This is a genomic window from Fluctibacter corallii (genome assembly GCF_025751585.1).
GTDB classification, from domain to species: domain Bacteria; phylum Pseudomonadota; class Gammaproteobacteria; order Enterobacterales; family Alteromonadaceae; genus Fluctibacter_A; species Fluctibacter_A corallii.
This window is the reverse complement of record NZ_JAOWKX010000003.1, coordinates 1-20,255: the sequence shown is the minus strand read 5'-3', so window position 1 is coordinate 20,255 and position 20,255 is coordinate 1. Positions and strand designations below refer to the sequence as shown.

At 44.0% G+C, this 20,255-nt stretch carries 19 protein-coding genes; 11 read left to right on the top strand and 8 right to left on the bottom strand.

Going from position 1 to position 20,255, the window contains the following annotated elements; all coding sequences use genetic code 11:
* Positions 1–121: 121 nt before the first annotated feature.
* Positions 122–2,335: a primosomal protein N' gene (gene priA, locus OE749_RS06320; RefSeq protein ID WP_263711532.1), complete on the bottom strand. Its 2,214-nt coding sequence runs from the start codon at positions 2,333–2,335 to the stop codon at positions 122–124.
* A 196-nt stretch (positions 2,336–2,531) separates the two neighbouring features.
* On the opposite strand from priA, the gene rpmE reads away from it, so the two are divergent.
* From rpmE to OE749_RS06305, 3 genes are all read left to right on the top strand, one after another.
* Entirely contained in the window at positions 2,532–2,744 is a 213-nt protein-coding gene (gene rpmE, locus OE749_RS06315) for a 50S ribosomal protein L31 (protein ID WP_263711531.1), read from the top strand.
* 347 nt (positions 2,745–3,091) lie between these two features.
* Positions 3,092–4,333 (top strand): malic enzyme-like NAD(P)-binding protein, encoded by a 1,242-nt coding sequence (locus tag OE749_RS06310; RefSeq protein ID WP_263711530.1) that lies wholly within the window; start codon positions 3,092–3,094, stop codon positions 4,331–4,333.
* A 320-nt stretch (positions 4,334–4,653) separates the two neighbouring features.
* A complete protein-coding gene (locus OE749_RS06305; RefSeq protein WP_263711529.1) occupies positions 4,654–6,825 on the top strand; it encodes an alpha-amylase family glycosyl hydrolase in 2,172 nt (723 codons plus the stop codon).
* A 69-nt stretch (positions 6,826–6,894) separates the two neighbouring features.
* Here OE749_RS06305 and metJ read toward each other — a convergent pair whose 3' ends face one another.
* Entirely contained in the window at positions 6,895–7,218 is a 324-nt protein-coding gene (gene metJ / locus OE749_RS06300) for a met regulon transcriptional regulator MetJ (protein WP_263711528.1), read from the bottom strand.
* 163 nt (positions 7,219–7,381) lie between these two features.
* Between metJ and metF the strand changes: the two genes are divergently transcribed.
* Entirely contained in the window at positions 7,382–8,272 is an 891-nt protein-coding gene (gene metF / locus OE749_RS06295) for a methylenetetrahydrofolate reductase (RefSeq protein ID WP_263711527.1), read from the top strand.
* 34 nt (positions 8,273–8,306) lie between these two features.
* A complete protein-coding gene (locus tag OE749_RS06290; RefSeq protein ID WP_263711526.1) occupies positions 8,307–9,194 on the top strand; it encodes a virulence factor BrkB family protein in 888 nt (295 codons plus the stop codon).
* Positions 9,195–9,223: 29 nt separating this feature from the next.
* On the opposite strand, the gene OE749_RS06285 is transcribed toward OE749_RS06290, so the two are convergent.
* Both OE749_RS06285 and OE749_RS06280 read right to left on the bottom strand, forming a co-directional pair.
* Positions 9,224–9,856, bottom strand: a complete 633-nt coding sequence (locus tag OE749_RS06285) for a DUF2959 domain-containing protein (protein ID WP_263711525.1) — start codon at positions 9,854–9,856, stop codon at positions 9,224–9,226.
* Positions 9,856–10,089 (bottom strand): hypothetical protein, encoded by a 234-nt coding sequence (locus OE749_RS06280; protein WP_263711524.1) that lies wholly within the window; start codon positions 10,087–10,089, stop codon positions 9,856–9,858. Before OE749_RS06280 ends, OE749_RS06285 begins: the two co-directional genes overlap by 1 nt.
* A gap of 91 nt (positions 10,090–10,180) precedes the next feature.
* Between OE749_RS06280 and pip the strand changes: the two genes are divergently transcribed.
* The 4 genes from pip (at position 10,181) to OE749_RS06260 (ending at position 13,442) form a co-directional block, all read left to right on the top strand.
* Positions 10,181–11,149 (top strand): prolyl aminopeptidase, encoded by a 969-nt coding sequence (gene pip / locus OE749_RS06275; RefSeq protein ID WP_263711523.1) that lies wholly within the window; start codon positions 10,181–10,183, stop codon positions 11,147–11,149.
* A 3-nt stretch (positions 11,150–11,152) separates the two neighbouring features.
* Positions 11,153–11,590 (top strand): D-aminoacyl-tRNA deacylase, encoded by a 438-nt coding sequence (dtd, locus tag OE749_RS06270; RefSeq protein ID WP_263711522.1) that lies wholly within the window; start codon positions 11,153–11,155, stop codon positions 11,588–11,590.
* A gap of 97 nt (positions 11,591–11,687) precedes the next feature.
* The gene (locus OE749_RS06265) at positions 11,688–12,599 is read left to right on the top strand and encodes a bifunctional GNAT family N-acetyltransferase/hotdog fold thioesterase (protein WP_263711521.1); all 912 of its coding nucleotides are present in this window, start codon (positions 11,688–11,690) and stop codon (positions 12,597–12,599) included.
* A gap of 213 nt (positions 12,600–12,812) precedes the next feature.
* Entirely contained in the window at positions 12,813–13,442 is a 630-nt protein-coding gene (locus OE749_RS06260) for a 2OG-Fe(II) oxygenase (protein ID WP_263711520.1), read from the top strand.
* A gap of 143 nt (positions 13,443–13,585) precedes the next feature.
* On the opposite strand, the gene rpoH is transcribed toward OE749_RS06260, so the two are convergent.
* Complete coding sequence (rpoH, locus tag OE749_RS06255; protein ID WP_263711519.1) at positions 13,586–14,434, bottom strand: RNA polymerase sigma factor RpoH; 849 nt, start codon at positions 14,432–14,434, stop codon at positions 13,586–13,588.
* A 252-nt stretch (positions 14,435–14,686) separates the two neighbouring features.
* Here rpoH and OE749_RS06250 point away from each other — a divergent pair, with 252 nt between their 5' ends.
* Both OE749_RS06250 and OE749_RS06245 read left to right on the top strand, forming a co-directional pair.
* On the top strand, positions 14,687–15,907 hold the full coding sequence (locus OE749_RS06250; RefSeq protein ID WP_263711518.1) for an EAL and HDOD domain-containing protein: 1,221 nt from the start codon (positions 14,687–14,689) through the stop codon (positions 15,905–15,907).
* 255 nt (positions 15,908–16,162) lie between these two features.
* Positions 16,163–17,410 (top strand): EAL and HDOD domain-containing protein, encoded by a 1,248-nt coding sequence (locus OE749_RS06245; RefSeq protein WP_263711517.1) that lies wholly within the window; start codon positions 16,163–16,165, stop codon positions 17,408–17,410.
* A gap of 83 nt (positions 17,411–17,493) precedes the next feature.
* Here the strand turns inward: OE749_RS06245 and ftsX are convergent, their stop codons facing one another.
* The 3 genes from ftsX to ftsY all read right to left on the bottom strand — a co-directional run.
* Entirely contained in the window at positions 17,494–18,474 is a 981-nt protein-coding gene (gene ftsX, locus OE749_RS06240; RefSeq protein WP_263711516.1) for a permease-like cell division protein FtsX, read from the bottom strand.
* The gene (gene ftsE / locus OE749_RS06235; RefSeq protein ID WP_263711515.1) at positions 18,471–19,181 is read right to left on the bottom strand and encodes a cell division ATP-binding protein FtsE; all 711 of its coding nucleotides are present in this window, start codon (positions 19,179–19,181) and stop codon (positions 18,471–18,473) included. The genes ftsX and ftsE overlap by 4 nt, the downstream gene beginning before the upstream one ends.
* 23 nt (positions 19,182–19,204) lie before the next feature.
* The coding region (gene ftsY / locus OE749_RS06230; protein WP_263711514.1) for a signal recognition particle-docking protein FtsY at positions 19,205–20,255 on the bottom strand (1,051 nt) is incomplete at its 5' end.

The window sequence follows — 20,255 nt, the reverse complement described above, 5'->3', positions numbered from 1 at the left end:
CAACAACTAATTAATAAGGATGAGAGTTTATCAAGACTATCTGGTTAAATTCTACGGAAATCCCCTATTGAGTGAATATTTCGTTTAAATGTCCTATTAATTTCGCGTCACTCGACACAATTTACATAAAATCTTGAGGATCCACATCAATTGACCATCTCACTCTACGGGCGCTAGCCAAGGCTTCGATGTCAGTGATTCGTGCACCGATAGCCCGCTGTAAGTGCCCTCGGTGTGTGCTTTGAAGTAACAACTGCATACGAAACCGGCCTTGTCGTTTTTCCATAATTGCGGGCAACGGACCAATGATCATGATTGAAGGCGAGTGGCTCACACAGTCTCGGACATCCCGCAAAAACGCTTCAACCCAATGTACATTTGTAGCTTCCGCTCGGAACAGCACCTGATAATGATATGGAGGCAACGCCGCATGCTTGCGCTCAACTAACGCATGACGAGCAAAATGTCCGTAACCATTGTGAATGAGGTCTTGTATCAATGGGTGTCCTGGTTGATGAGTTTGCAGCCACATTTCGCCAGGTTTATCTGCACGACCAGCGCGTCCTGCAAGTTGGGTAATTAACTGGGCGAGATGTTCAGATGCCCTGAAATCTGCACTAAATAGTGCTCCATCTGCGCCTAATATCACGACCAACGTCACATTAGGAAAGTGATGGCCTTTAGATAAAATCTGTGTGCCCACCAGCAATGAATGTTCGCCATGATTTACTTTGTCGAGAAGGGTTTGTAATTTGTTTTTCCCTCTTGTGCTATCACTGTCAATTCTAAGCGGTGGATGTTCAGGAAACTGTTCCGTCAACGCCTGCTCAAGTTGTTCAGTTCCAACACCAAAAGGCTCTATATCAGTATCACCACATTGGCTGCAACGCGGTGGTACTGGGCGTGCACTTGAACAATGGTGACATTGGATTTTGTTTAACTGCTTGTGCAACGTGAACGGTTTATTACAACGTGTACAGGTCTCAACATGGCCGCATGCATGACACAACAATGCTGGTGCAAAGCCCCGACGATTAATAAACAGTAATACCTGATTTCCTTGCGATAAATGCATGCGAATACGATCAAGCATCCCATGAGACAGGCCAGCTATCAGAGGCTGGTTAGTGATATCTAGAACATGTTGTTGGGCATGGGTCGCACTGCCAGCCCGCTCACTCAGAATATGATGAGAAAAACGCTGCTGAAGTGCATTATTCAAAGATTCCAATGACGGTGTTGCACTTCCTAATAACACCGGAATATTTTGCTGCTTGGCACGCATAATCGCCACGTCACGCGCATGGTAACGCAGCCCATCCTGCTGCTTAAAGGAGCTATCATGCTCTTCATCAACGATTACCATTCCAAGTGCTGGCATTGGCGTAAAAATCGCAGAGCGCGTACCGATCACAATGCCCAGTTCTTTACGCAGGCTTTGCTGCCAGACCAGCAAGCGTTCATTATCATTCAAGTTGGAATGTAACACCCCTACCCGACAACCAAAGCGCTGTTCAAAGCGACTGACGGTTTGCGGCGTAAGACCAATTTCAGGGACCAGCATTAACACTTGTTTTTTTTGTCGCAAAACAGGCTCAATACACTGCAAATAGACTTCTGTCTTACCACTTCCAGTAACGCCTTCCAGTAAATGTACGGAAAAGTTGGTTGTGGCATTAATGGCTGATATTGCCGCCGCTTGCTGTACGTTCGCAAACGGTTTGTTCAAATCTGCAGGAAGCGCCCACCAGTTTTCGTCTGATGACGGTATCACCGCCATTTCTTCCGCAAATTTTTTCTGTATAAGCCCTTGAATAACTGGGCGACTTACCTCGGCTGAAAGCTCACTGAGCAATACAGGTTTTTCGACAATTCGCTGCCAAAGAGCCCGTTGTGCTTTTGCGCGTTTAAGTGACTCAGTTACTGTGATTTCGTCAACATTTGTTGCTTTTAAGTACACAAGAGGTTTAGGGTCTTGGCTTTCCCCTTTGCGAATTGCCACAGGTAACGCTGTAGCAATGACATCTCCCAGACTGTGATAGTAGTATTGACTCATCCACAGACATAACGAGAGCATCATCTCATCAATGACAGGAGAGGCATCCAAGACATTAATCACTCGCTTCAGTTTATTTACGTCATGTTCTGGATTACATCCCGTATCCGTCACAACGCCAATCAGTTCACGATTGCCAAAAGGAACCACAACGCGGCAACCGACTTGAACGCTCGCTGATCCACCTTGGTCATCATAAAGGTATTCAAAGGTTCGGCGTAACGGCACCGGTAAGGCCACCCGAATAATGTGCGCTTCTGCAAGCAAGGGCTGTGTCATATCTTGTATTTTACGAATCGAAAAAAACTGAATAAACTGGTGAATAAATCAGCAAAAGTGCTTGATCAGAGTAAGGCGATACATTAATATGCGCGCCTCTTTGCGGCAAGCCCTATTCTTGCCGGTGTAAAAATAATTGCGTATGGTGTTCAGCTTCGGGCTGAATAGCGATACGGCCTGATGATGAGGTAATCCGATGAAACAAGGTATCCACCCAGAATACAACGAAATTACTGCAACCTGTTCTTGTGGTAACAAAATGGCAATCCGTTCTACTTTGAACAAAGACCTTAACCTGGACGTATGTTCAGCTTGCCACCCTTTCTATACTGGTAAGCAGCGTAACGTTGACACTGGTGGTCGTGTTGACCGTTTCAAGAAGCGTTTTGGCGCACTTGGCAAAAAGTAAGAACCGATTACAGGTTTTCGAAAAGGCGCATCTTGCGCCTTTTTTTGTGCCTGAAAATGAATAAACATCTACGCTCTCTTCTTCGCATTAGCCAGCGCTATGCCAGATATTCACCTCACCTATTAGCCTTAGCCAAAAATTAAGCGTTATATAGAGGTGAATAAGAAATTCAGGTCATCTGATGTGTTCTACGCTAGCGGATGTGCTAAAGTCCGCCTGCGTCTACACAGCATAATAATAACGATAATAAAGACAGAAATCGCATCAGACTAATCATGTCACCGATGTAAGCGTGAGACCAATTTCAACACTCTGTTATAACTCTACACCAAAGGACGAAGGCAACGATGTCTGATTTCCGTCAAAAAGCATTGGACTACCACGCAAAACCAGTGCCCGGAAAGATTAGCGTGGAACTCACTAAACCAGCAGAAAGCGTCAATGATTTAGCGCTTGCATACAGCCCAGGTGTGGCTGAGCCAGTCCGTGAAATTGCAGCCGACCCCAATGCGGCTTACCAGTACACGGCTAAAGGCAATATGGTTGCAGTGATTTCTAATGGTACTGCAATTCTAGGTTTGGGTAATTTAGGGCCGCTAGCATCTAAACCCGTAATGGAAGGTAAAGCGCTGTTATTTAAGCGATTTGCAGGTTTAGATTCTATCGATATTGAAGTTAAGCACCGTACAACCGAAGAATTCATTTCTACTGTAGCCAACATTGCAGATACCTTTGGCGGTATTAACTTAGAAGATATTAAAGCACCTGAATGTTTCGAAATTGAGCAAGAGCTGATCAAGCGTTGCAATGTGCCCGTATTTCATGATGACCAGCACGGTACGGCGATCGTGACCGCAGCAGGCATGTTGAATGCACTGGAAATTCAAGATAAATCGCTGCACGACGTCACCATTGTATGTATGGGCGCAGGTGCGGCGGCGGTCGCCTGTATGGAATTATTAATCACCTGCGGTGCCCAGCGTGAACGCATCTATATGCTAGACCGCAAAGGTGTTATTCATACTCGTCGCGACGACTTAACTCCTCATAAGCAACTGTTTGCCAACAATACCGACAAACGCACTTTAGAAGATGTGCTTGAAGATGCCGATGTATTCGTTGGTGTATCTGGGCCTGATGTATTGCCGCCAGAAGCACTGAAACTCATGGCAGACAAACCAATTGTGTTTGCATGCTCAAACCCTGATCCGGAAATCAAGCCAGAACTGGCGCACGAAGTACGTGATGACCTAATCATGGCAACAGGACGTTCAGATTACCCGAATCAGGTTAATAACGTACTGTGCTTCCCCTTTATTTTCCGCGGTGCATTAGATGTTCGTGCTTCGGCGATTAATAATGAAATGAAAGTCGCAGCGGTTGAAGCCATTCGCAGTATTGCAAAAGAGCCGGTTCCTGAAGAAGTATTAACGGCAAGTAATTCAGACTCTCTCACCTTTGGAAAAGACTACATTATTCCTAAACCAATGGATCCGCGCTTGCGTAAGCGTGTGTCAGGGGCTGTTGCAAAAGCAGCAATTGAGTCTGGTGTAGCACTTATCGACACCTTACCGGAACAATACAAATAAAGCGTGATTTGTCATACCGAAAAGGCGCGAATTCGCGCCTTTTTTGTGCCTACTCCTATATCATTATTCGCCATCACCTAGCTCATAAACACGCCCAGATACCAGCAAATGTAAAATATTTGTTATGAATACGTATGCACGCAATTGAGGTAAATTTTACTCGCTCTATGATGGTGCAAGTCCCATTCATTTCAATGCAAGCGTCGTATTATTCGAGTGCAGTTTCACTCTGTAAATGCAAACGGGATGAATGAGAACCCATAGCAACGGCATTCCTTGCCCTTGCTATTTATTCATCCTATGCAACAAGGAGTGAGAACGTGAAAGTTTCCTTTAAACAGTTATCGGTATTATTATTATTCTCCACCGTAACCAGTTCCTATGCTAATGCCGAATGGTTTTTAAGAGGCACGCATAACGGCTGGGCCGCCGACCAAATGCAAGACATTGGCGCTAATACCATGTTAGCGAATGATGTCACTTTTTCTGCCTCTGGCACATTCAAAGTGGATCGATTTGGTGATTGGTCTGAGAACTATGGCCAAGGCGGCCAAAATGGCACCAACATACCCGCCCCAACGGGAACTTGGGACATCGAATTCTATACCGATACCAAAAATTGGAATATTCTTCCCGCCTCAACACATGGCGGAAGTTCAACCACAACCTACCATTTTAGAGGCACCCCCAATAATTGGAGCGAAGGGACACTATTAACTGCCGTCGCAGGCACCAGTTATTATGATATCTGCGTGGAGTTTACGGCGGGCGATGCCAATGGCGGGCCTCGGTTTAAAATCGATAAAAATGGGGATTGGGGAGCTGACGCATTTCCCGCACAAGACTATAACGTATCCGCCGGTTTCGCCAAGATTACCGTTGACGGTGCATCAGACTCGATTGTATCAGTTGAAGAAGGCTTAGCTGAGAATTGCAGTGGCACATCGATAGCCAGCGACTTTCGAAATCGTACTATCTATTTCCTATTTGTTGACCGCTTCGCTAACGGAGACACAAGCAACGACAACGGCTTTAATGCAGCTGCTACATCGACGACTAAACAAAATGGCGGACTAAGCGAGTGGAAAAAATATTGGGGTGGCGATATTCAGGGCCTGATTGACAATCTAGACTACCTTGAGGCGTTAGGTATCGGTGCAATTTGGGTTTCTCCCTTAAACGACAATGTGAATAACTCTGGCAGTGCAGGAGCGTATCATGGCTACTGGGGTCGTGATTTCTTCGAAGTGGATGAGCACGTAGGCACTTGGGCATTAGTGGATCAACTTGATGCTGAAATGGAGGCCAGAGGCATGAAATTGGTACTGGACTTTGCGCCTAACCACAGTAGCCAAGATGATAAATATGAATTCGGTGCCGTGTATAAGGAAGGCGTGTTTCAAGCCGATAAAAACAATAGCGTTTGGTTTCATCAAAACGGTGCGATAGCTGATTGTTACGACAATGACCCCAATACGGTATGTAATGCAGAATATGACGATCCATGGGCGTTTAGAAACAAATCTTTGTTCAATCTTACCGATTTTAACCATGGTACAAACAGCAACAGCGTAGCCGACACGTATTTAATTGATGCAGCTAAAAAGTGGCTATCACATGGTGTGGATGCTATTCGTATTGACGCCATCAAACACATCGAGCCCAACTTTATTAATCGCTTCACTTCTGCGCTTCGACAAATAAACCCCGACATTTATATTTTTGGTGAATGGTACGGTGCTGGAGCATCAAACAGCGCGTCGATGGCCTTTTTAAATGAACGAAGAGGATCTGAGTTGCTGGATTTTAGTCTTCGCGACAATATTGAAAATGCCATCGCCGACAATAGCAGCATGATTGATTTAGATGCGCATATCGCCAGCCGAGCCGCAGCCATGCAAAACGCTGAAGATTGGCAACCCATTTTCCTCGACAATCACGACGCAACCCGCACCAGTGTTTACTTACAAACCAATGGCGTAGTGAATTCAAACCGTCAGGGTAAAGGCTTCTCGAAAGCGTTTGCAGATGCTCGTCAGAATTTGGGAATGGCACTCGTCATGACTTTACCGGGCATTCCGACCGTCTATTATGGCACTGAGCACAACTCAACGTGGTTTACTGCTAATGGCGATGGACAGGTTGGTCATGATCCGTATAACCGAGAGCCACAGCCCAGTTTTGCACAGTCAGGCACTGCGTTTACTCTGATCAAAACCCTCGCTGAGCTGAGAAAAGTCAGCCCAGCCGTTGCTCGAGGCAGTTATCAGCAAAAATGGGTTAACTCAGATATTTTGGTATTCGAACGTAAAGAAGGTAGTGATACCGTTTTGGTTGCAGTGAACAAAGGTCCTAGCACCAGTATTTCGGTCTCTGCATTATCACTGGCTGATGGCGTATATCAGAGCCTAACGGGATCAGATACAGTCACTGTTAACGCAGGCCAAGCCACCCTTACCTTGGCGCAAAACGAAGTCATTGTGCTACGGTAAATAAACATTCTGAAAATACAATGGATATAGCGCCCTTACGGGAGCTATATCCATCTGAGCATGTTCTGGCTAATCGTCTAATTGAATGTCATCGGGGTTCAATCCCATTGCTTCCATTTGACGTTTAACTTCAGCTGGTATGCGTTCTGGATTGTCTTTACGCAGATCGTCATCATTAGGTAGAGGTTGTCCGGTAAAGGCATGTAAAAATGCTTCACACAACAATTCACTGTTGGTGGCATGCCGCAAATTATTGATCTGGCGGCGTGTGCGTTCATCAGTCAACACCTTTAATACATTAAGCGGAATTGAAACCGTTACTTTCTTTACCTGCTCGCTCTTTTTACCGTGTTCGGCGTACGGATGAATATATTCACCATTCCACTTTGCCATTCTGTCACTCTCAATTTATCTTTCTTATAAAGGGAAATTCTAAACAATAGTGGATAAAGGTCAATTATAGATGGCTAAACATCTTGACGGCCTATAAGTATCACGATAGTTTAGACGTCTAAACACCTAAATGGTTAAACGGCTAAATTAAGGGTATTTCAATATGGTATCGTACGCACAGGGGATTGACGCACTTAATCAGTCATTATCAGAACTTCGAGGGATCAGTGTTTCTTTCGAATTTTTTCCGCCAAAAACGGAAGCAATGGAAAATACGCTTTGGCGTTCAGTAGAGCGTCTCGCGCCGTTAGAGCCTGCCTACATGTCAGTAACCTATGGCGCAAATAGTGGTGAACGAGATCGCACCCATGATGTGGTTAAACGCATTCAAACTGAAACAGGTATCGCCGCTGCTCCTCATCTTACCTGTGTCGATGCGTCGCCAGATGAATTACGTTCTATCGCCAAAGATTACTGGAATAGCGGTATTCGGCGTATTGTGGCTTTACGAGGCGATCTTCCAGATAGTAGCCATAAGCCCGATCTATATGCTTCTGACTTAGTCGCCTTATTAAAGGGTGTCGCTGATTTTGATATCTCTGTTGCCGCTTATCCTGAAAAACACCCTGAGGCACCTAACGCTCAATTTGACTTATTAAACTTAAAGCGCAAAGCGGAAGCTGGCGCGGATCAGGCAATAACACAATTTTTCTTTGATATTGAAGTATTTTTACGCTTTAGAGATCGCGCCGCCGCAGCGGGAATTGAACTCGATATTGTGCCTGGGATCCTACCCGTTACAAATTACCAAACCTTATTGCGATTTGCCGAATTCACCAATGTACATGTACCGAATTGGTTACATCACATGTATGAAGGGTTGGATAAGGATGATCAAACCACCCGAAATCTAATGGGTGCAAACATTGCCATGGACATGGTGAAAGTATTAGCAAAAGAAGGTATTCGAGACTTCCATTTTTACACCCTGAATCGCTGTGAGTTAAGCTATGCAATATGCCGAATGTTAGGACTTCAGGAGAATAACAGGTAGACTGTATAAGGTTGTTTTCAAATAATGTAAGAGTATGAACATCAAGGAAATATCAGAAGAGGGTACACAGTATATCAAGCTGCTAGGTGCATTTTTAATGGCACTCGTATCGCGCTGTAAGCATGACCGCATCACCGTCTCTGCTGGGCATTTAGCTTACGTTTCACTGTTGTCATTAGTGCCTTTTGTGATGATGTTTTTTACTATTTTGTCTGCCTTTCCGGCCTTCTCTGAAGTGAAAGGGCAACTTGAGTCCTTCGTATTTACTAATTTCGTCCCTCATGCTGGCGATGTGGTACAGGAATACATTACACAATTTGTAGGCAAAGCCACAGAAATGAGCGCCGTGAGTATTCTGTTTCTTGCCATCGTAGCGCTATTGCTCATTTCGAATATCGACAAAACCCTGAATTTTATATGGCGTACCCATAGTGAGCGTCCTGCTATTTATACCTTCGCGATCTATTGGATGGTGCTTACGTTAGGGCCGTTGCTAATTGGCTCAAGTGTTGTTGCCAGCTCTTATTTAGTTGGGCTGGCCAATTTTGCTGAAGAATACACACCAGGCATACGCACCATGCTATTAGGCGCAGTGCCTTTTATTACGTCGATAACGGCATTCTTTATTATTTATATGGTCGTTCCCAATAAGCGTATTAATCCCAAATACGCGGCCATCGGGGCACTCATTGCTTCTGTTTTATTCGAGCTATCAAAAAAAGGCTTTGCCCTATACGTGACCAATTTTCCTTCTTATCAAGTGATTTATGGTGCAATCGCTGTGATCCCCATTTTATTTGTATGGGTATACTTAAGTTGGATGATTGTATTACTCGGTGCGGAATTTATCCGTGAATTAGAAATGTTTGTTGAAGAAGAACGTAAGAAAAAAGATTTATTTGAAGAAGAGGAAGACGACTAAGCCTTCCTCTTCTTACTCAGAACACCCTGCTATTTCATGCTTTGAATAAACTGGTTTGACTGCTCAATAGCCACGTTCATATCAGCAATCAACGCATTTATATCTCGTCGAATATTATTAAATTCACCTTGCAGCGCGCCAATGGCACTGGCATTTAAGTTGTGTTTCAAATACAACACATTATCTTGTAGCGAAGATAACACTGGCGCCATTTTCTCTTCAGCACGACGCATAGAAGACAACAGCGCTTTGTAGCGGCGCTGCGTTTCGCGCAACTGCTGCTGACTTTCCCTACGCATTTTATCGTTCGTGAACTTGTCTAGCTCATCTTGCCACTCGTCAAATAGTGCTTCTGCAACACTTTCTACTTTGTTAATGCGCTCAGAAACCGTGTTCGCAGCCGCTTGAGATGCGTCAAACTCATCTTTGAGTTGCGTGTAAACATCCTCTAACTCGCCGCCATCAAAGTTAATCAACACACTGAACTGTTCTAGGGCCGAACTAAATTGCTCTTGCGCATCTTCTTGAGAATCTTTTGCCGTTTCTACACGGTCTACCAATATGTCGCGCTTTTCAACGCCGAGCTTCTCCCAAGCAGCATAATATGCGCTTTGGCAGCCCACTAAAACACTCAGTAACGTAGCGATGAATACGAATCTCATTAAGGCACTCCTCTGTAGCGGGCAGCATCAATTATCGCCCATAGGTGAAATATGGCTCCAAAGAACCACATAAAGAACAAAATAACCGTCGCAGCTAACGCATAACACACTGTCACCGTGAGGAAAAAGAACAGCGCAGACATGATTCGCCCTTGGATTAACTGCCCGAGTCCTGGAATAAAAAAGTTACATAGTGCAGCAATAACGTTGCCACCAGAGCCTTGTCCAGCCATACTTATCTCCATATTATTGAATGGGAACCAAAAAATAGGTTCCTCACTGATTAAAATTAAAACAAAGCAAGCAAATACACAACAGGGATTGATGACACATTTATACCCCGCAATTCAGCCTTACCGCTGTGATCGAATTGAAACAGGCGACGGACATACACTGCACGTCGAGCAATCTGGCAATGAGAATGGCTATCCTGTTCTTTTTATACACGGCGGACCAGGAGGTGGCCTCACTCCCATTTATCGTTCTCTTTTTAATCCTGACATATTCAGAATTATCAGTTTCGATCAAAGAGGATGTGGGCAGTCTACGCCATTTGCAAGTACCGAGAACAACACCACACATCACTTATTGAGCGATATTGATGCTATCCGTAAGTTTGCCAACGTAAAAAAGTGGATTGTCTGTGGTGGCTCTTGGGGAGCAACACTGGCATTGCTCAATGCCATTAGTAAACCCAAAACGGTATCAGGTTTGGTGCTACGCGGTACCTTTTTAGCCCGAGATGAAGACTACGATTGGTACATGGGCAAAAATGGGGCTGCCGCACAGATGTTTCCTGAGCATTACGCCCATTTTGTTGAAGTAGCAGGAAACCCCGGTACAACCAAAGCCCTTACTGAGCAATATTACCAATTACTCACGAGTGGTAACGAACTTGAGAAGACACGGGCGACAAAAGCGTGGTCATTATGGGAACACCAGATTGCTTCATTACATGCCAACGTGAACGAACAAGACATATCTCAACATTTACATGTGGCTACAAGTTTAGCGTTACTGGAATGTCATTATGTAAAACACCGCTGCTTTATTGATGATAATTATATCTTGAATAACATTCACAAAATTAGCCATATTCCTGGCACAATCGTTCATGGACGCTACGACATGGTGTGTAAACTCAATGCTTCCCATGCGTTAAGTGAAGTATGGAAAAACGGTCAGTTGCTCGTTGTACCAGAAGCAGGCCATTGCTTGTCAGAAACTAAAATTGCAGAAGCAGTATGCCATGCAAATGACGCCATGATTAAGTTTATCCAAGAAGAGAAGTAACGATTGATAGGACTAATACAACGCGTAAAACATGCCCGTGTCGAGGTAGACAAAGATATAACCGGTCAAATTGATACTGGAATATTGTTGTTTTTAGGGGTGGAAAAAGATGACACCACCGACAAGATGAAGCGGTTGGCAGATAAAGTACTCAACTACCGTATCTTTGAAGACGACAACGGAAAAATGAATCTGAACCTTCAACAAGTCAAGGGCGAACTACTGGTTGTATCTCAATTCACATTAGTGGCTGATACAATGAAGGGAAATCGTCCTAGCTTTTCATCAGGGGCATCTCCTGAGCATGGAAAAGCCATGTATGACGCTTTTATCTCTTATATTCGCAACATGGGTGTAAAATGTGAAACTGGCCGCTTTGGGGCCGATATGCAAGTATTCTTACAAAACGATGGGCCTGTTACCTTTCACCTAAACATGTAATTATCTCGACTTGCCAGCATTCTCTCAGTGCTATTTAATAGCCTGTGAGGCTTCAAATTTTCACCTTACTCAATTGATGGAAGGACTGTAGCGGTTTATGTATAGAATTGACACGCCCAACACTGACGAGGATTTCGAGCATTATTTCCACTTTCGCTGGGAGATGTTAAGAAAGCCTTGGAATTATCCGCAAGGCTCCGAAAAAGATGAATACGAAGCGGTGGCTGAGCATCGCGTGGTAAAAGACGCTAAGGGTAATATTGTTGCAATTGGGCGCGTACACATGAACACGGCTGAAGAAGCGCAAATTCGCCATATTGCGGTGTCTCCGAGTGCGCAGGGTAAGGGGTTAGGTAAATTGATTCTCTCTGCTTTAGAAAATGTCGCTAGAGATCAAGGTGCGATTCGTTTGGTCACTAACAGCAGAGAAATTTCGATCCACTTCTTTCAGGCTTGTGGATTCGAAATCGAAAGTGAAGCGCCCGCAGAACTAGGACAACTTAAACGCCAACAAATGGTTAAACGCCTCACAGACGTTAATAAGATTCTTTTACATCCACAATGGTGCAACGAATTACAAAAAACCTGGCACGATACCATTCCCATCTCAGAACAAATGGGCATTAAGCTACATCAATATACAGGCAACACATTCGAAACTCGTGCATCTCTAAATAAGAATATCAACTTGCACGGCACTATGTTCGCTGGAAGCATATTCTCTCTAGCCACACTGACTGGGTGGGGGATGATATTTTTAAAGTTGAAAGAAAAAGGCCTTATGGGGGAAATCGTTCTGGGCGATGGTGATATTCACTACCACAAACCTATTACCATGCAACCTCGTGCCCTGTGTAACATAGAATCAATTGATGGCAAATTTGATCGGCTCACGCGAGGCAGCAAGTGCCGGATCAAACTTCAGGTTGATATACTTGACGGTGACAATCCAGTCGCTGAGTTTAAAGGCATATATTGGGTATTGCCTGAGCAAGCTAAGTCAGATTGATTTTATTCACCGACAGTGCGCTATATACACTCTTTCAAGTCCTGATCTGCTTTAAGCCGTGGAGGTGTGAGGAACCAATAACTCGACGTAGCGACTGAATAATGGTACCGATCATGTATCGATTACTACGAATACAGGGAGCTCAGAGTATTCTGATAAAGATAAGATTCGTGTAAACTTTCCCCATTACACTTGTTTCACCATATATACGGTATGATTACCTGCAAAGAAACCGATGATATTCAACGTTTCCTCGAAAATGCTGTCGATGCGATTCATTCACAGGGTTACTTTATCGCCCCTCATTCCTTACCTCAGCCCATTGCACAAGCATTACTAGATGAAGTACAAGCATTGCAACAATCACATTTTCACGAAGCCAGTATTGGACGCGAAACAGATAACACGCAGAATAAAACGATAAGGCGCGACCAAATTCATTGGTTTAACGGCCAAACCCAAGCAGAAGCTATTTGGTTAGATTGGACAAGTAATATTCAAACCGCGATGAATCGGTATTTGTACATGGGCTTATTTTCGTTTGAAGGCCACTATGCCCATTATCGCCAAGGTGATTTTTACAAAAAGCATGTGGATGCATTCAGAGGCAAAAGTAATCGAAAGCTAACGTTAATTAACTACCTCAATAAAAGTTGGTCGCAAGACGATGGTGGCGAAATGATTCTGTATCTCCCCAATAATCAATCTGTCTCCATCGCGCCTGAGTTCGCCACGACCGTACTTTTTTTGAGTGAAGACTTTCCCCACGAAGTATTGCCATCTAAACGCGATCGTTACTCAGTAACTGGCTGGTTTAGGATTAACGAATCTGGGCATATCTAACAATTAATAGAACAGCAAGAAAGTAACACAGCCAACAATTGCAACCTCGTTATCACTATTCAAATTCGAAGCAATTGCCTAATAACAAAAAACCCCGCTATAAGCGGGGTTTCAAAAAATACATCAATGCCGGGAACTAAAAACTAAACCATCGCGGCTTGCAATTTCTTCATTGCATTCTTTTCGATTTGGCGAACACGCTCTGCCGATACTTGATATTTATCAGCCAAATCTTGAAGTGTGGTTTTATCATCGGCCAACCATCGTGTTTGAATAATATGCTGGCTTCGCTCATCAAGTGTTTTGATAGCTGAATACAAACGATCGGTGGCGTTCTTATCCCAGTCAGCGTTGATGACTTCTTTTTCAACATCAGTGCTTTTATCTTCTAAGTACTGTGCTGGGGCAAAGTTTCCGCTATCGTCGTCGTCAGCACCAAGATCAAAAGCTTGATCCTGACTACTCATTCGAGCTTCCATTTGCAGAACCTCTTTGGTGCTTACACCTAGCTCTTCTGCCACTTTCTGCACTTCTTCATGAGTAAACCAACCCAAACGCTTCTTTGCTTTTCTAAGGTTAAAGAAAAGCTTACGCTGTGCTTTGGTTGTCGCCACTTTTACGATACGCCAGTTGCGTAAAACAAACTCGTGGATTTCAGCTTTAATCCAATGTACGGCAAAAGAGACTAAGCGAACGCCCACTGCTGGGTCGAAACGCTTGACCGCTTTCATTAAACCAATATTGCCTTCCTGAATGAGGTCTGCTTGGGGCAATCCGTATCCCGAGTACGATTTCGCAATATGCACAACAAACCTAAGGTGTGACATTACCAGCTTTCTCGCTGCTTCTAAATCACCCTCGTTGTACAAACGTTCTGCAAGACTACGCTCTTCATCAGCTGTAAGCATATTGATACTGCTCACCGCTTGGATGTAGCTTTCAATGCTTCCGCCCTGAGGGACGCTTAATGCCATTTGCATGTTTGTGCTCATGTTCACCTCGTTATTTTTCCAGTCCACGAGTGTAGCAAAGCCAAATAGAGATCGCTATGACTACACCGTTTAATAGACCGCAAAATTTTAAAAAAATTTCACCACAATTCCAATTTCTACTATACAGTTTGGAATAAGCAAAACGTTGGATCATCATATCACAACGATTTTGCGATGAAGAGTCTTGGAATCATTTGAAGATGTTATACGTAATAACATTTGCAATGGATGACCACAAGGAATCACCACGCTATGTATGCCTATGTCGCACGACAACCTATTCTCGACAAAAGCGGTGCATTGCACGCTTACGAGTTGCTTTTCCGTAACGGGGAAAGTAATCAATTCCCAGGTGTTCCGCAGGATGAGGCGACATCGAAACTACTCGCAGAAAACCATTTAATGCTTGGTATCGAAGATATTTCTGATGGCCAGTTAGCCTTTATAAACTTCCACCAAGACGCGCTCATTAAACAATTTCCCACGTTTTTAGACCCTAAAAACGTAGTGATTGAAATCGTCGAAAGTGTCGAGATTTCCGATGAATTGGTCAATGCATGTCAACAAATTAAACAGCTAGGCTATTCGCTTGCATTAGATGACTATGATTTTTCATCGCGCTGGGAGCCACTAATACCTCTGGCAACTTACATAAAAATTGATGTACAAGCCGCATCACACGCACTGATTGAAGAGTACGCTCCCATCTATAAGGCCCGCAATTTACTTCTGGTGGCCGAACGGATTGAAACACCAGAAGAGCTGGATAAATACAGCGCACTCGGGTTCGATTTTTTTCAGGGCTATCATTTTGCCAAACCAGAATTGGTGAAGAAAAAGAGCATTTCTGCATCCAAACAAGTCATGCTGGATTTGTTAGAAGCCTGTAATAAACCCGATTTTGACTTTGATTACATCAACGACATTCTAACGCGAGATGTGGCATTATCTTACATGTTGCTGCGCTTTATTAACTGCCCAATCATTAACAAGCGAACCAAAATCACCTCGTTAAAACACGCACTTACGTTTATGGGAGAGGTGGAAGTTAAGAAGTTTGTCGCGTTATTAGCACTGGCTAATTTGGCAGACAATAAACCCATGCAACTGGTTCAACTCTCTCTGGTGCGCGCTAAATTCTGCGAGCTAGTCGCTCGCTTTCGTAACGATCATGACAACCCGCCGAAGGGATTTTTAGTAGGATTACTGTCTCTTCTTGATGCAATGTTAGACCACACAATGCAAGACTTATTAGAGCGAATTCCTCTTTCCGAAGAACTAAAGCAAGCCTTGTTGGGAATTGAAAATACGTTAAAGATTTATCTTTCTTTGGCTAGAGCATTCGAAGAAGGAAATTGGAGCAGTGTCAAGCGACTATCGACCAAACTTAACCTTGATCAACGGCTAATACATAGTTTCTACAACGAGTCTATTAAGTGGAGTTACGCCATGACCAATGCAATCAAAAAATAATACTATTGCCCTATCTCCAGATCAGTATTCGAGGTAGCGTGATATCAAATATTAACTTCGTAGTAAGTGCTAACATTCGCTCGTTATCATTACTTGAATTTGGTTCTTTACGTATAACTTTTAATTCATATTCTTTAAGGCTATGATGCAAAAAAACGACACAACTTGGTCGCTGCGCCCACTCTTTATTTTTGGCGAACGTATTCTCGATCAGGATTAAAAATAATAAGAACGAATTGAACTAAAGGATATGTCATGTTTGCGTTCATCGCTCGTCAGCCCATTTTAACGGGCAAAAAAGAAGTCTTCGCCTACGAACTTTTATTCCGTAATGGGGTAAACGACTGCTTTCCAGAATCACTCGATGACGACGCTTCACCATCAAGTAAAGAGATACTCAAGCTCAATCTAGAAGATATTTCTTGCCAAAAACAGGCATTTATTAACTTTGATAAAACCACATTACTTAACGGGCTTCCTGAAATCTTAGATCCCAACAACATCGTGGTAGAAGTTGATCATCTAGGCAATGTCGACGATGAATTAGTTAACTCTTGCAAGCGCGCAAAAGATCAAGGGTTCAAAATCGCACTCGATCATCTCGACGATATTAACCAATCAAAGCTGCTACTGCCTTTTGTCGATATCGTTAAATTAGACGTGATGCGTCATCCTGTTGCTCATAATGGCGATAACATTTCAATGTGGAAAGACAATGGCGTTAAGTTAATAGCCGAACACGTTGATACGCCCGCGTCATTTGAGCAATGTGTTGACTTAGGATTTGATTATTTTCAAGGCTATTTTTTCTCACGCCCACAGGCCTACAACAAGAAGCCGCTCCCTTCTTCCAAGCTCTCGCTAACGAGTTTGATTTCTGAATGTAATAAGTCGTCATTCGACGTGTCAGCAGTCAATGAAATCATTGAAAAAGACGCGGGATTGTCTTACATGTTGCTGCGCTTTATCAATAATCCACTGGTTAATAAGCGCCACAAAATCACCTCGCTAAAACACGCATTAACCTACATGGGCGAGGTTGAAGTGAAGAAGTTTATCGCATTATTGGCACTTGCAAATCTCGCGGACGACAAACCACTGGAACTGTTGCACCTGTCTTTAGTGAGAGCTAAATTCTGCGACTTATTAGCGCGAGAAAAATGCGTGGGAGATAATCCTCCATTGGGTTTCTTAACTGGACTATTCTCACTATTAGATGCACTACTCGATCAACGCATGCACGATGCCGTATCACAACTTCCCATTGTAGAAGAGGTGAAACACGCACTATGCGGCGGGCAAAATCAATTGGCAATCTATCTAGCGCTGGCAAAAGCATTCGAGAGTGCAACTTGGCTGAAGGTCAAACGCGCTTCAGATATGTTAATGATGGAGCAAGCACACTGTCACAGTTTATTTAACGAAGCCATTGTGTGGGGAAATAGCGTGCGACAGACCTTGTCTTCACACTTTCCTGTGACCAAGACGCGAAGAACCAGTTAAACATTCCAAATACCTTGGCACTCGCTAAGAAAGTGGGATAACCAAAATGCCCTACTTTCTGGCGCTCTAGCCTTTATTGTTAGCTACTTGGGTTCTATTTCTTTAACATGGCGCTGTACAGATATTGCTGAGCCCGCCAACCCTAACGCTACTGAGCACCCCAGCATAACAAGCAAAGCGTGCCCATCGAGGCCAGTAATATTGATATTTTTCTGATAAAGCGCACTGATATCTTGAATACTTGACTCCATCCAGAAAAGTAAAATGGCTACAGTAATCCACGCAATTAAGGCGCCGAGTAACCCGTACCATACACCTGTATATAGGAAAGGGCGCTGAATAAAGCTGTCGGTAGCGCCCACCAGCTTCATAACCAAAATCTCATCACGTTTACTGAGAATATTCAGTCGAATCGTGTTCCCAATAATTAAAATCACCGAAAGGAAAAGCAGCAACGCAATAATAGTGACAAGCTCTTTTGCCAGAGACAAAAATGCATGTAGGCGCTCTAACCACTCAATATCAAGCTTGCCTATTTCGACTTCTCTTTCTTTTCTTAACTTATCCAGTAAAAGCCTAGCCGCGGTTGGCCCAGCATGTTTGGAAGTGGGTGCAACTAAGATCACATCAGGTATGGGGTTTTCATCTAAATAGGCGATAGCATCACCAAATCCAGACAACATCTTGAATTCTTCTAATGCCTCAGCAGCTGGAATATATGTCACTTCGTCAATTTCAGACCACAAAGACAATCGCTTCATCAACTGTTGTGCTTCAGCGTCCGACGTTCGCTTGTGCAGAAACAACGAGATTTCTGAGGCTTGCTGCCACCCCGCACTCACCTGCTCTGCATTTTTAACCAAGATATAAAGCGTCCCCGGTAATGTGATGCTTAGCCCAAGTACGCCTATGGTCATTAAACTGGCAACGGGCGTACGCCAAATTTCGCCGAGGCTAGACAATGCTTGGCGCAAATGCGCGACAAAAAACATTTGAATTTTTTGTGGCAACGACACCACACTATCATGTGCGCCTTGCGCGCGACCTTTAAACAAAATACTCATAATTCACCTTGCAGGCCGCTAGATTCCTCTTCCTGCCAATCTTCACTCAGGCCATCTGTGATCATCATGCCACTTTTTAGCGTTAACGTGCGGTATTTCATGCGAGCAATTAATCCTAAATCATGGGTAGCGATGAATACTGACACGCCAGCCTGATTAAAATCTTCGAACAAACGAATGATTTCCATCGACAATTTAGGATCAAGGTTACCCGTGGGTTCGTCAGCCAGCAGCAAGGGGGGTTTATTAATGACTGCCCGCGCAATACCTACTCGCTGCTGTTCACCGCCAGACAAGGTGATTGGCAAGCATTTCACTTTATCTCTTAATCCAACCATTTCCAGGGCTGCATCAACCCGTTTGGTGATCTCTTTTCTTGAGTAGCCTTCAATGACAAGTGGCAGCGCGACATTGTCAAAAACAGATTTATCCATCAATAATTGATGGCTTTGAAAAATCATACCAATATCACGTCGAATATAGGCGATTTGACGTCGGTGAATCTGGTTCAAATCATGCCCATTGATAAGCACATTTCCGACTGTTGGGCGTTCCATTATGCTAATCAATTTAAGCAAGGTACTTTTACCCGCGCCAGAATGACCGGTCAGAAATGCCATTTCTCCCGGTTCAATATGAAAACTCACTTTTCTGAGGGCTTGTTGCCCCCCCGGATAGGTTTTACTGACCTGCTCAAACTTAATCACGAGATAAACGCTTCCTTGTGGTATTAATCTGACTTTTCGCTAAACAATGCATCGACGAATTGCTTGCTGTCAAACTCACGCAAATCATCAATGCCTTCTCCCACACCGATATAACGAATTGGAATACCGAATTTATCGGCTATCGCGAAAATGACGCCACCTTTTGCTGTACCGTCTAGTTTGGTCAGCGTGATACCTGTTAGTCCGACTGCTTCATCGAATAACTTGGCTTGGCTCACCGCATTTTGACCCGTTCCAGCATCTAGCGTTAGCATGATTTCATGAGGCGCTTCTGGGTTAATTTTCTTCATTACCCTTACGACTTTTTTAAGCTCTTCCATCAAATGATCTTTATTTTGCAATCGTCCAGCGGTATCCGCAATCAAGACATCAATTCCACGCGCTTCTGCTGATTGCAAAGCATCAAAAATAACCGACGCACTGTCTGAGCCAGTTTGCTGCGCCACTACAGGAATTTGATTTCGTTCTCCCCACACTTGCAACTGCTCAACAGCCGCCGCACGGAAGGTATCCCCTGCCGCTAACATCACCTTTTTACCCTGACTCTGGAATTGCTTGGCAAGCTTACCGATAGTGGTCGTTTTGCCCACGCCATTCACACCGACCATCAATATAACAAATGGCCCTTTTGAAGACACTGGTACAAGGGGCTGGTTCACTTTGTCTAGCATGTCGCCTAATTGGGTTTTTAAAATCTGGAACAGTGCGTCTCCATCTTTAAGCTCTTTTCGGCTAGCAGAATCGGTTAGGCCATCAATGATTTTTGTTGTTGTGTCCATGCCAACATCGGCAACAAGCAACTGTGTTTCAAGCTCTTCAAATAGCTCGTCATCAATCGTTTTGCCTTTGAAAAGACTCACAATGCCTGAACCCAGATTTTCTTTCGTTCGAGACAATCCTCGCTTCAAGCGCGCAAAGAAACCTTCTTTTTCCTCTGGCTCTGGCTCTGGCTCTGGCTCTGGCTCTGGCTCTGGCTCTGGCTCTGGCTCTGGCTCTGGCTCTGGCTCTGGCTCTGGCTCTGGCTCTGGCTCTGGCTCTGGCTCTGGCTCTGGC